The 12,456-nt window shown below is 67.0% G+C and carries 9 protein-coding genes; 4 read left to right on the top strand and 5 right to left on the bottom strand.

The window, feature by feature from the left end; all coding sequences use genetic code 11:
• Nucleotides 1-13 precede the first annotated feature (13 nt).
• Both ACR4XW_RS10440 and ACR4XW_RS10435 read left to right on the top strand, forming a co-directional pair.
• Entirely contained in the window at nt 14-535 is a 522-nt protein-coding gene (locus ACR4XW_RS10440) for a PH domain-containing protein (RefSeq protein WP_434760500.1), read from the top strand.
• Nucleotides 532-1,029 (top strand): MarR family winged helix-turn-helix transcriptional regulator, encoded by a 498-nt coding sequence (locus ACR4XW_RS10435; protein WP_434760499.1) that lies wholly within the window; start codon nt 532-534, stop codon nt 1,027-1,029. Before ACR4XW_RS10440 ends, ACR4XW_RS10435 begins: the two co-directional genes overlap by 4 nt.
• A gap of 4 nt (nt 1,030-1,033) precedes the next feature.
• Here ACR4XW_RS10435 and pgm read toward each other — a convergent pair whose 3' ends face one another.
• A complete protein-coding gene (gene pgm / locus ACR4XW_RS10430; RefSeq protein WP_434760498.1) occupies nt 1,034-2,665 on the bottom strand; it encodes a phosphoglucomutase (alpha-D-glucose-1,6-bisphosphate-dependent) in 1,632 nt (543 codons plus the stop codon).
• 137 nt (nt 2,666-2,802) lie between these two features.
• Between pgm and ACR4XW_RS10425 the strand changes: the two genes are divergently transcribed.
• Nucleotides 2,803-3,714, top strand: a complete 912-nt coding sequence (locus ACR4XW_RS10425; RefSeq protein ID WP_434760497.1) for a tetratricopeptide repeat protein — start codon at nt 2,803-2,805, stop codon at nt 3,712-3,714.
• Between the two features lie 19 nt (nt 3,715-3,733).
• Here the strand turns inward: ACR4XW_RS10425 and ACR4XW_RS10420 are convergent, their stop codons facing one another.
• Genes ACR4XW_RS10420 through ACR4XW_RS10405 form a run of 4 tightly spaced genes read right to left on the bottom strand, consistent with a single transcriptional unit; the run spans nt 3,734 to nt 9,736 of the window.
• Entirely contained in the window at nt 3,734-4,531 is a 798-nt protein-coding gene (locus ACR4XW_RS10420) for a MerR family transcriptional regulator (protein ID WP_434760496.1), read from the bottom strand.
• Nucleotides 4,532-4,570: 39 nt separating this feature from the next.
• Nucleotides 4,571-6,469, bottom strand: coding sequence for a 1,4-alpha-glucan branching protein GlgB (gene glgB / locus ACR4XW_RS10415; protein WP_434760495.1), 1,899 nt, complete (start codon nt 6,467-6,469; stop codon nt 4,571-4,573).
• Between the two features lie 13 nt (nt 6,470-6,482).
• On the bottom strand, nt 6,483-7,730 hold the full coding sequence (locus ACR4XW_RS10410) for a phosphotransferase (RefSeq protein WP_434760494.1): 1,248 nt from the start codon (nt 7,728-7,730) through the stop codon (nt 6,483-6,485).
• Between the two features lie 2 nt (nt 7,731-7,732).
• Nucleotides 7,733-9,736 carry an alpha-1,4-glucan--maltose-1-phosphate maltosyltransferase gene (locus ACR4XW_RS10405; protein ID WP_434760837.1) on the bottom strand — a complete coding sequence of 668 codons (2,004 nt, stop codon included), beginning with the start codon at nt 9,734-9,736 and terminating at the stop codon, nt 7,733-7,735.
• Between the two features lie 155 nt (nt 9,737-9,891).
• On the opposite strand from ACR4XW_RS10405, the gene glgP reads away from it, so the two are divergent.
• A complete protein-coding gene (glgP, locus tag ACR4XW_RS10400) occupies nt 9,892-12,450 on the top strand; it encodes an alpha-glucan family phosphorylase (RefSeq protein ID WP_434760493.1) in 2,559 nt (852 codons plus the stop codon).
• Nucleotides 12,451-12,456: the final 6 nt, after the last annotated feature.

The following is a 12,456-nucleotide window of genomic DNA, read 5'->3' as shown; positions in this document are numbered from 1 at the left end:
GGCGGAGCTGGGCATGGACGCGAGCAGTTGGCTGCATCCCCGGGTGGAACGCCACCTGATCGAGGACGAGGGTGAGGTCATCGTCGACGAGGTGCGACGGCATCCGGTGGCGCTGATCAAACCGGTGCTGATCGTGCTCGGTGGCACCGTGCTGTTCGCCCTGATGCCCCTGGTGGGCGCCTTCTGGTGGATCTTCGCGATCATCGGGATCGTCGTGGTGATCATCGGTCTGGTGAAGGTGCAGGAGGTGCACATGGACCGTTTCGTGATCACCAACATGCGGGTCTTCCGGGTGCGCGGCATCTTCGACCGGCACCTGGCCACCATGCCGATGAGCCGAATCCTGGACATTGCGGTGGCCAAACCGCTGCTGGGCCGGATCTTCGGCTACGGCCACTTCATCTTCGAATCGGCCGCCCAGGACCAGGGTCTGCGTGAGATCCGGTATGTCGGACGCCCCGACGAGCGCGACCTGACGATTCAGCGGGTGCTGGCCCGGGCCGGCCTGCGCGGTGCCGGAGCGCGGCACCGATGAGCACCAAGCCGCTGCCCTTCGACCCGATCGACCGGGCGGCCCAGACCTGGGCCCAGCGTTACCCGGAGGCGGAACGGATGCGCGCGGTCACCTCCCTGATGCGGGTGCACCAGCTCGTGATCACCCAACTGGACGAGTTGCTGCGTCCGCTGCGGCTCACTTTCGCCCGCTACGAGGTGCTGGTACTGCTGCAGTTCTCCAAGCGCGGATCGTTGCCGCTGAGCATCGTGGGGGAGCGGCTGCAGGTGCACGCCACCTCGGTCAGTTCCCTGGTGCAGCGTCTGGTGGCCGCCGGGCTGATCACCCGGGAACCCCACCCCGCCGACGGCCGGGCGGCGATCGCGGTGATCACCGAGCAGGGACGCGAGATCGCCGAACAAGCCACCCAACTGATCTGCGAGGCCAAGTTCTTTCTCGACGCGCTCAGCCCGGAGCAGGCCGATCAGCTCTCCACCCTGCTGATCGCCCCGCGTCAGGCGGCCGGCGACTTCTGAGCCCTCAGCCCTCCAGAACCTGGTTGACGAGTTCTTGGGCCTCGGCCTGTACCTGAGCCAGATGCTCCTCGCTGGTCATCGATTCGGCGTAGATCTTGTACTTGTCCTCGGTGCCCGAGGGACGCGCGGCGAACCAGGCCGATTCGGTGGTCACCTTCAGTCCGCCGATCGCGGCATTGTTGCCCGGGGCCTCGGTGAGTACCGCGGTGATCGGTTCCCCGGCCAGGGTCTCGGCCTGCACGTCCTCGGAACTCAGTGCCGACAGTCGGGCCTTCTGCTCCCGGTTCGCGTCGGCATCGCGGCGGGCGTAGAAGGGGGCACCGTGGCGGTCGACGAGTTCGGCGTACAACTGGCTGGGGCTCTTGCCGGTGACCGCGAGGATCTCGGCGGCCAGCAGGTCCAGAATGATGCCGTCCTTGTCGGTGGTCCAGGTCTCCCCGTCGCGGGTCAGGAAGGAGGCCCCGGCCGATTCCTCGCCACCGAACCCGATCGACCCGTCACCCAGGCCGGGCACGAACCACTTGAAGCCCACCGGCACCTCTACCAGCCTGCGGCCGAGCTCGTCGGCGACCCGGTCGATCATCGACGAGGACACCAGGGTCTTGCCGATGCCGGCATCGGCCGGCCAACCCGGACGATGGGCGAACAGATACCCGATCGCGACCGCGAGATAGGCATTGGGGTTCATCAGCCCGGCGTCGGGGGTGACGATGCCGTGTCGGTCGGCATCGGCGTCGTTACCGGTGGAGATGTCGAAGGCGTCGCGGTTGGTGATCAACGAGGCCATCGCATCGGGGGAGGAGCAGTCCATCCGGATCTTGCCGTCGGTGTCCAGGGTCATGAACCGCCAGGTCGGGTCGACCTGCGGGTTCACCACGGTCAGATCCAGCCCCGAACGCTCCGCCAGGTACTCCCAGTACTGCACCGAGGCCCCGCCCATCGGGTCGGCGCCGATCCGCACCCCGGCCCGGTAGATCGCGTTCAGGTCGATCACATTGATCAGGTCTTCGCAGTACGGCGTGCGGTAATCGAAGCGGGTGATCTCGCTGTCGATCCGCTCATAGGGGGTGCGCTTGATCCCGGACGGGTCGCGCATCAACTCGTTGGCCCGGGCGGCGATCACCTTGGTCGCATCGCTGTCGGCCGGGCCTCCGTGCGGCGGGTTGTACTTGAACCCACCATCGCGGGGCGGATTGTGCGAGGGCGTCACCACGATGCCGTCGGCCCTCGGCCCGGAGTTCTTCGAGTTGTGCACCACGATCGCCCGGGACACCGCCGGGGTGGGGGTGTACTCGTCGGCGCGCTCGGCCCGTACATCCACCCCGTTGGCATGCAGTACTTCCAGGGCGGTCTGCCAGGCCGGCAACGACAGGGCGTGGGTGTCCTTGCCGATGAACAGCGGTCCGCTCACCCCTTCACCGGCGCGGTACTCCACGATCGCCTGCGTGGTGGCGGCGATGTGCAGGTCGTTGAAGGCACCATCCAGGCTCGAGCCGCGATGGCCGGAGGTTCCGAAAACCACCTGCTGATCGGGGTTGTCCGGATCGGGGGCGATGTCGTAATAGGCGCCGAGCACGGCGTCCACATCGATCAGATCTTCGGGGAGTGCTGGCTGACCAGCGCGTTCGTGGGCCATGTCCTCATCATGCCGAACCGGGGTCGCGGGCCTGTCGCCGGGTCGGCGGTTTCGGTACCCCGCCGTGGTGCCGATGTTCCGGTTGGGTGTTGCCCGGTACGCTCGGGGAGTTCAGAGTCGAGAAGGAGCTTCGTGAAATGACCTCGTCCGATTTCAGCCGTCCCGGAGCGGTCGACCTTTCCGCGCTGATGGCGCAGGCGCCGGCGTCGGGCCACGGCGCGCCCGCCGGTGGCGGCTATGTGGTCGATGTGACGGTGCAGACCTTCGAAGACGTGATGCGCAAGTCGCTGCAGCATCCGGTGCTGGTCGAACTGTGGTCACCGCGGGCCAATGCCGAGGCCTTCAGTGCCGACCTGGCCGCCCTGGCCGCCGAGGGGCAGGGCCGCTGGCTGCTGGCCCGGGCCAATGTGGACGAACAACCGCAGATCGCCCAGGCCCTGCAGGTGCAGGGAGTGCCCACCCTGGCCGCGGTGATCGGTGGTCAGATGGTGCCGCTGTCCCAGGGCCCCACCCCGCGCGCCCAGTTGGTCGAGTTGATCGAGCAGGTGATGCAGGCTGCGGTCGCCAACGGCATCGTCGGACGGGCCGAGCCGGTCTCGGCCGCTCAGCCCCAGGACGAGGAACAGCCCCAGGCCGCCGATCCGCGGTTCGCCGCCGCCGACGAGGCACTCGAGCGCGGTGACTTCGCCGCTGCCCGGGAGGAGTTCGACAAACTCGTCAAGGCCAACCCCAACGACGCCGAGGCGGTCGCGGGTGCGGCCCAGGCCGGTTTGTTGGCCCGGGCCGCCACCCTGGATGCGGCCGATGTCACCCAGCGGCTGAGCAGCGATCCGTCCGATCTGGCCGCCAACCTGGACGCCGCCGATCTGGACTTCGCCCGCGGCGATGCCGATGCGGCCTTCGAGCGATTGCTCGAGCTGATCCGCAATCGCCGCGACGACGACCGCGAAGCCGCCCGGGTGCGGCTGCTCGAACTGTTCGCCACTCTCGGCAATACCGATCCGCGGGTGATCAAGGCCCGCCGGGCCCTGACCTCGGCCCTGTTCTAGGCCGGGCTGCTCCGGCAGGTCAGGACCTGCCGGCTCCGTCCTCGCCGCGCCGGTCGGCGTTGGCGTGGATGGCATCGCGCAGGTACTGGGCCATGCCCGGCCGGATCGCGTCGTAGTACCGGGTGAACCGCTGGTCGCCGACGTAGGTGTCGGCCAGGTTGCGATGCATCGGGTAGTCGCAGTCGTAGAACCGCTCGATGCTCGCCCGGTGCTGCTCGGCGGCAGCCATCGCCCGCTCGTGATCGGGGGCCAGGCCGGCGTCCATCGCGGCGACGACGGCAGCCTCGACGGCGTCGGATTCGTCCTTCACGGCCTGCCAGTCGGCGCGGGTGAAATGTGCGGTGCGTTCTTGGCCCTGCTGCCATTGGGGCGTGTGGCCCCAACGCTGTTCGGCCTCGGCGGCGTAGGAATCGTCGAAGGCGTTGCCGAAGAGTTCGCGCATCTCGGCGTCGGTCAGTTTCTGGTGGGTCATCTCTTTCTCCAGTGCTCGGTCGATGGCCGCGACGAGCTCGCGCAGCTCGTCCAGCCGGGACATGACCGATGCGCGCTGACGACGCAGATGATCGACCGTGTCCTCACCGCCGTCCAGCAGGGTGGCGATCTCGTCCAACGGCATCTCGAGCCGTCGGTACACCACGATCTGCTGGAGCCGGGTGAGGTCGTCGGCGGTGTACAGCCGGTAGCCGGCCGTCGAACGTTCACTGGGGGTGAGCAATCCGATGGCGTCGTAGTGGTGCAAGGTGCGCACCGTCACCCCGAAGGTGTCGGCCACCTTGCCCACGGTCCAGGCCGTTGTCATCGTTGTCCTCTCGGTCATGACTCCACTGTGTGGCCTCACGTCGCGAGAGGGTCAAGCTCAGGCGTCCATCGCCAGCCACACCGCGCCCAGCGGCGGCACCACGATCTGGGCGCTGGCCGGCAGGTCGTTGTGCGGTACGGCCACGGCCTCGACCTGACCGAGGTTGCCGAACATGCCGGTGCCGTCGTAGATCGTGGCATCGGTGTTCAGGATCTCGCGCCAGACACCTTCGCGCGGCAGCCCGATCCGGTGTGCGTCCAGGGGCACGGGGGAGAAGTTGATCACCACGGCCACCTGATTGCCCGCCTCATCACTGCGCAGGTAGCTGTAGGTGTTGCGCCCGGCATCGTTGGCATCAATCCAGCGGAAGCCCTCGGGGCTGGTGTCGAGTTCCCACATCGCCGGGTGCGCCTGGTAAATCCCGTTGAGATCGCGGAAGAGTCGCTGCAGGCCGCCGTGCATCTCCAGATCCGAGACCCACCATTCGGGGCCGGCGGACTCGTTGAACTCGGGGCGTTGGCCGAACTCGCAGCCCATGAAGATCAGCTTCTTGCCCGGGTGTGACCACATGTAGGAGTAGTAGGCGCGCAGGGTGGCGAACTTCTGCCAGTCGTCGCCGGGAATCTTGTTCACCATCGAGCCCTTGCCGTGCACGACCTCGTCGTGGCTGATCGGCAGGATGAAGTTCTCGGAATAGGCGTAGACCATCGAGAAGGTCACTTCGTGGTGGTGGTACTGGCGGTGCACCGGCTCGTGGGCGAGGTACGAGAGGGTGTCGTTCATCCAGCCCATGTTCCACTTGAAGCCGAAGCCCAGACCGTTCTCGTGCACCGGCTTGGTGACACCGGGCCAGGAGGTGGACTCCTCGGCGACCATGATCACGCCGGGCTCGCGCTCGTACAGGTGCTTGTTGACGTAGCGCAGGAAGTCCATCGCCTCGAGGTTCTCGCGGCCGCCATACTGGTTCGGCACCCACTGACCCTCTTCGCGGGAGTAATCCAGGTACAACATCGAGGCCACCGCGTCGACGCGCAGCCCGTCGACGTGGAACTCGCTGACCCAGTACAGGGCGTTCGAGATCAGGAAGCTTTTCACCTCGTTGCGCCCGTAGTTGAAGATGTAGGTGCCCCAGTCCTGATGCTCGCCCTGGCGGGGGTCGGCGTGCTCGTACAGGGCGGTGCCGTCGAAACGTCCCAGCGCCCATTCGTCCTTGGGGAAGTGCCCGGGCACCCAGTCCATGTAGACGCCGATCCCGGCCTGGTGCAGCCGGTCGATCAGATAGCGCAGGTCATCGGGCTTGCCGAGCCGGGAGGTGGGGGCGAAGTAGTTGGTGACCTGATAACCCCACGACGGCAGGAAGGGGTGTTCGGCCAGCGGCATGAACTCGACATGGGTGTAGCCCTGCCAGGTGACGTACTCGACCAGTTCGTCGGCCAGTTCCCGGTAGCTCTTGCCCGGACGCCAGGACGGCAGGTGCACCTCATAGATGCTCATCGGTTCCTTGTGCGGCTGGGAGGCCGCGCGCTTGGCCAGCCACTCCTCGTCGTTCCACTCGTACTGGCTGGTGTAGACGATGGAGGCGTTGCCCGGGGCCGGCTCGGCGAAGTTGGCCATCGGGTCGACCCGGTCGATCCAGCGATCGTCGGCCCCGAGGACCTTGTATTTGTACAGCGCCCCGTCGCCGAGTCCGGGTACGAAGATCGCCCACACCCCGGAGCCGGGCACCAGATGCATCTCGTGCCAGCCGCCGTCCCAGCCGTTGAAGTCACCGGCCAACTGGACCCGCTTGGCATTGGGCGCCCAGACCGCGAAACGCGTGCCGGTGACCTCGCCGCCGTCGCCGTTGGGGATGGTCACCACGTGGGCGCCGAGCCGCTTCCACAGTTCGGTGTCGCCACCGGTGTGGAAACCTTCCAGGTCCCAACCGGTCAGGCCTCCAGAGGGATCGTGTGCCATCGGGGGTTCTCCTTCACATCTGCAGCGAGTCGTTCAGCGTGCCCAGGGCGAGGGGCAGCCAGGTGGGGCGATTGCGGGTTTCGTAGATGACGTCGTAGACGGCCTTGTCGAGCTCATAGGCGCGCAGCGCTGCGCGCTCACTGGCAGTGGGGGACGAGTCCCCGGTGCGGTAGCCACTCACAAATGCCTCCCGGCAGGCCAAGGTCCACGCCGACCCGGCTGGTGAGGGTGCAGCACGAGTCTGTCCGACCCGGCCGGCATAGCAAAATGACCGTAGCATTCCGGCCAGATCGCGCTGCGGCGAGTCGGGAGCCCGGCGCTCCCGGGCCGATTTCAGTGGCTCCCCGGCGAAATCGATGATCCGCCAGGCGTTCGGTGCGACGCGCAGACACTGGCCCAGATGGAAGTCCCCGTGCACGCGTTGCACGGTCAGGGTGTGGTCGGCCAGTGCTTCGAAGACCTGCCGGAGGTCGGGGACGAACGGTGCCAGCTCGGGAACCTCGTCCACCGCGGCATCGAGGCGGCGGATCATCGCGGCGGTGATCGTGGCGCCGGGCATGATCGCGGTCTTCGCCCGTTCGGCCAGGGTGCGGTGGACCCGGCGCAGGGTCACCCCGAGGGTGTGGGCTTCGTCGGTGAAGTCGGCTTGCTGCTCGGCCCGGGAGGTGGCGAGTTCCCAGCCGTCCTCGGCGGTGGGGAACTGCTCGAACACCGTCAGCAGGTCGACCGGCCCGATCCGTGGGTCACCCGGATCGATGCCGACGGTGGTGTAGTTGCGGGCCACCATCGCTTGCCCATCGAGCAGATCGGCCATCTCCGATTCCACCGATCGGCCGCGCTCCAGCGTCCGGAAGATCTTGACGATCAACGCATCACCGATCAGCAGGGAGGTGTTGGACTGCTCCCCGGTCAGCACCCGCACCGGGAGGTCGGCCCAACCGGGCACCTCCTCGTCCAGCCGGGACGTGCCGCGCAGGTCGGCGGCGACCGCGGTCCACAGGTCCTGCCAGCCGGTCTCCGACGGTTCCCGGGGGCCTTCGGCGGTGTGTTCGGCCAGCACGTGGTAATGCTCGGTGGATCCGTCCGGGTATTCGACCAGCACCGCCCAACTGCGCAGGGGTTCGTAGGAATCGACCCAGGTGGTCAACAACCGGACATCGACAACCCGACCGTCGCGGCCCTTGCCGGCGAACCAGCGGGCCTGCTCGAGCAGCCCCGGCAGCCAGTCGAGCAGGCCGTCGTCGGCCGAGCGGCGTGCCACGGTCAGTCGGCCGGGCGCAGCCGCACGATGTGGGCCGGACGCAGCGGGGTCAACCTGACCCAGGCGCGGGCACCCCAGGTGTACTCCGCTCCGTCCAACTCGTCGACGACATGCAGCGTGGCATCAGACGGCAGGCCCATCGCCCCGAGGTCGAAGTAGACGTCCGATTCGACGGTGTTGTGCGGATCCATGCTGCAGATCACAATCACCGTGTCGTCGCCGTCGTGACGTGAGTAGGCGATCACCGCGTGATGCGGGGCATGGTGGAAGACCGTCTGCCGCAACTGCTGCAGTGCCGGGTGCTCGCGGCGGATCCGGTTCAGGGTGGTCAGGAACTCGATCAGATTCGGTTCGGTTCCGAAATCACGCGGCCGGATCTCGTACTTCTCCGAATCGAGGTATTCCTCGCTGCCCTCGCGCACCGGAACGTTCTCGAACAACTCGTAACCGGAGTACAGGCCCCAGTTCGGGGTGAGCGTCGAGGCCAGAACGGCGCGGATCGCGAAGGCCGGCGGACCACCGTTGACCAGGTAGGCATTGAGGATGTCGGGAGTATTCGGCCAGAAGTTCGGGCGCATGTAATACGCCTTCTCCTTCGACAACTCCTTGACGTACTCCTCCAACTCCCACTTCTCGTTGCGCCAGGTGAAGTAGGTGTAGCTCTGATGGAAGCCGACCATCCCGAGGGTCTTCATCATCGCCGGACGGGTGAAGGCCTCGGCCAGGAACAGCACATCGGGGTCGGTGCGGCGGATCTCGGCCAGCAACCGGGCCCAGAAGGCGACCGGTTTGGTGTGCGGGTTGTCGACCCGGAAGATCCGTACGCCGCGCGACATCCACAGCTTGACCACCCGCAGCACCTCGGCGTAGATGCCCTCGGGGTCGCGGTCGAAGTTGATCGGGTAGATGTCCTGGTACTTCTTCGGCGGGTTCTCGGCATAGGCGATCGTGCCGTCGGCGCGTTCGGTGAACCACTCACGGTGGTTGACCGCCCAGGGGTGGTCGGGGGAGGCCTGCAGGGCCAGGTCCAGGGCCACCTCCAGGCCGAGTTCGGTGGCCTTGGCGACGAAGCGCTCAAAAGCTGCGACATCGCCCAGATCGGGGTGGATCGCGTCATGACCGCCCTCGGGGGCGCCGATCGCCCAGGGCGAACCGACATCATCGGGGCCCGGGGCCAGGGTGTTGTTGCGGCCCTTGCGGAAGGCCGTGCCGACCGGGTGGATCGGCGGCAGGTAGACCACATCGAAGCCCATCGCGGCGGCGTGTTCGAGCCGTTCGTGGGAGCCGTCGAAGGTGCCCGATTCCCAGACCTCGCGTTCGGCATTCCAGGTGGCCCCCTGGGAGCGGGGGAAGAACTCGTACCAGGCCGAGAACAGGGCGCGCTTGCGATCGACGAAGATCGGGAACTCCCGGGTCGGGGTGACCAGACGGCGGGGTCCGTAGCCGCGCATCAGGGCGTCCAGCTTCTCGTCGGCGGCGGCCGCGGCCAGCATCGCCTCGGGGGCGGACGGGGTCAGTGCCTCGCTGTAGCGGCGCAGGTCGTCGGCACCGGCGGGGTCACCGGCGGCCTCGGCCTCGACGATGCCCTCGGCCAGCAGCAGACGCCCCTCGGTGCACATCAGCTCGACGTCCTGACCGGCCGCGAACTTGATTTCGGCGTCGTGGCGCCAGGTCGCCCACGGGTTGTCCCAGGCCTCGATCCGGAAGGTCCAGGCGCCCTCGGCCGGCAGGCGGACATGGGCTTCCCAGCCGTCGAGGCCAATGGGTTCGACCAACTCCATCGGGGTGGTGATGGTCTGCCCGTCCGGGCCGGTCAGTACCACGGTGGCACCGAGTTGGTCGTGGCCCTCACGGAAGATGGTTGCGGTGATCGGAATCAGTTCGTCCACCACGGCCTTGGCGGGGTAGGCACCCCCGGCGAGCACGGGACTGACCTCGATCACCGGGATGCGGCCGATCGGATCCCCGACAGCAGCAGCGGCGGTCACACTCGTCGAACTCTGCATCTCAGTCACGAGGTCACAGTAGCGTCGCCGGTGTCGGCATCCGAGGGCGGTTCGACGCCCGTCCGACAGGCGGGTCGCGATGTCGTCCGACAACTGATGGGAATCGCTTGTTCCCGGTGCGCTGTGGGGGATCGTGAACCGATAGCGTGTGCTTCGTGCGTGCTATTCGACGATTCATCGTGCATCCGGTTCTGCCCGACGCCCTGCGTCCGCTGCTGGATCTGTCCCTGAACCTGCGTTGGGCCTGGCATGAGCCCACCCAGGAGCTCTTTCGTGCCATCGACCCGGACCTGTGGGAAGAGGTGGGTCATGATCCGCAGGACCTGCTCTCCCAGGTGGCGTCCGACCGTCTTCGGAGCCTGGCAGGCGACCGCAAGTTCGTCCGCCGGCTCGAACTGCTTCATTCCGATCTCACCGACTACCTGACCAGCGATCACTGGTACCAGCGCTGGGCCGCCGAGCATGATCATGCGCCCTCGGCGATCGCCTACTTCTCGGCCGAGTTCGGGGTTTCGGAGGTGTTGCCGCAGTACTCCGGTGGCTTGGGGATTCTGGCCGGTGACCACCTGAAGGCAGCCAGTGATCTCGGGGTGCCGATTCTGGGTGTCGGACTGTTGTACCGGCACGGCTACTTCCGCCAGTCGTTGAATGCGTCCGGCTGGCAGCAGGAGCGTTACCCGCTGCTCGACCCCAACGACATGCCGCTCACTCCGCTGACCGAGGACGGTCAGCCGGTTTACATCACCGTCCCGCTGCGGGGCCGCACGCTGACCGCGGCGATCTGGGTGGCCCAGATCGGCCGGGTGCCGTTGTTGATGCTCGACTCCGATGTCGAGGCCAATGGTGAGTACGAGCGGGGGATCACCGACAAGCTCTACGGCGGTGGCGCCGACCACCGGCTCGCCCAGGAAGTGCTGCTCGGAATAGGTGGGGTGCGCGCGGTGCGCGAGTACTGCCGGATCACCGGGCACCCGGCGCCGGAGGTCTACCACGCCAACGAAGGCCATGCCGGTTTCCTGGGCCTGGAACGGATCCGGGAGTACATGGCCGACGCGTCGATGGACTTCGACACCGCCCTGGAACACACCCGGGCCGCGACCGTCTTCACCACCCACACCCCGGTGCCGGCCGGTATCGACCGTTTCCCGCGCGACATGGTCGCCGACCAGTTCCGCACCTTCGAGCCGCTGCCGCTCGACCGGGTGATGGCCCTGGGTTCGGAGGACTACGAAGGCGGGGACGCGGGCCGCTACAACATGGCGGTGATGGGCCTGCGGTTGGGCCAGCGCGCCAACGGTGTGTCGCAGTTGCACGGTGAGGTCTCCCGCGACATGTTCCAGGGCCTGTGGCGGGATTTCGATTCCAGCGAGGTGCCGATTGGTGCGATCACCAACGGGGTGCACCACCGCACCTGGATCCATCCGGAGCTGCTCGAACTGCTCGAGTCGCCGCTGGAGGATTCCGAGACCGTGATCGACGGTTACGACTGGTCGGCCCTGGATCGGGTCGACGACAACACCATCTGGACGCTGAAGAACCGGATGCGCGGTGATTTGGTGGCGATGACGCGGGAACGACTGCTGCAGAGTCATCGTCAGCGCGGGCTGAGCGGTTCGGTCGACTGGATCTCCAATGCGCTGGATCCGCAGGTGTTGACCTTCGGGTTCGCCCGGCGCGGCGCGTCCTACAAGCGGCTCACCCTGATGCTGCGCGACACCGATCGGTTGAAGCGGTTGCTGCTCGACCCCGAACGTCCGATTCAGATCGTGATTGCCGGTAAGTCGCACCCGGCCGATGACACCGGCAAGTCGTTGATCCAGACCATGGTGCAGTTCGCCGATGATCCGCAGGTGCGTGGCCGGATCGTGTTCCTGCCCGACTACGACATCTCCCTGGCCCGGCCGCTCTACCCGGGCTGCGATGTGTGGATCAACAACCCGCTGCGTCCCTACGAGGCCTGCGGAACCTCGGGCATGAAGGCCGCGATGAACGGTGCGGCCAACCTGTCGATTCGCGACGGCTGGTGGGACGAGCTGTACCACCCCGACTGGGGGTGGGAGATTCCGTCGGCCGAGGGCATCCTCGACCCCGATCAGCGCGACGAGTACGAGGCCAACTCGCTCTACGAGATCATCGAGAACGAGATCGTGCCGCGGTTCTACACCCGCGACGCGCACGGGCTGCCGAGTCGGTGGATTCAGATGGTGCGCGACACCATTTCGGGGTTGGCGCCCAAGGTGCTCGCGTCGCGGATGGTGCGCGATTACGTCACCGAGCTCTACTCGCCGGCGGCCGCTTCGGCGGCCCGTGCCGAGGTCGAGGGCTTCGCCGAATCACTGGCCGCCTGGAAGCGACAGGTGCGTGGTGCCTGGTCGCAGGTGCGGGTCGAACATGTCGAGAACCTCACTGCGGGGGCGGTCGACACCGATGCCGATCTGGACGTGGCGGCGACCGTGCGGTTGGGTGACCTGCGTCCCGAGGACGTGGAGGTGCAGGTGGTGTCCGGCACCGTCGATTCGGACGATCAACTGCACGACGTGCGCATTCACGTGGCCGATCAGTACACCGATATCGGTGATGGCCTACTGCGCTATGAGGTGAAGTTCCCGGTGCACCAGACCGGCTCGGTCGGGTACACGCTGCGCGTGGTGCCCAAGCACGAGGGGCTGGTCAGTGTGGCCGAGATGGGCCTGGCGGTGCTGCCGGCGGGCTGATCTGTC

This window comes from Pseudenemella bisphenolivorans, from assembly GCF_051133435.1.
Classification (GTDB): Bacteria; Actinomycetota; Actinomycetes; order Propionibacteriales; family Propionibacteriaceae; genus JAAYAO01.
Note: the sequence above shows the minus strand (reverse complement) of the source record. Positions and strands in the feature narration are given on the sequence as shown.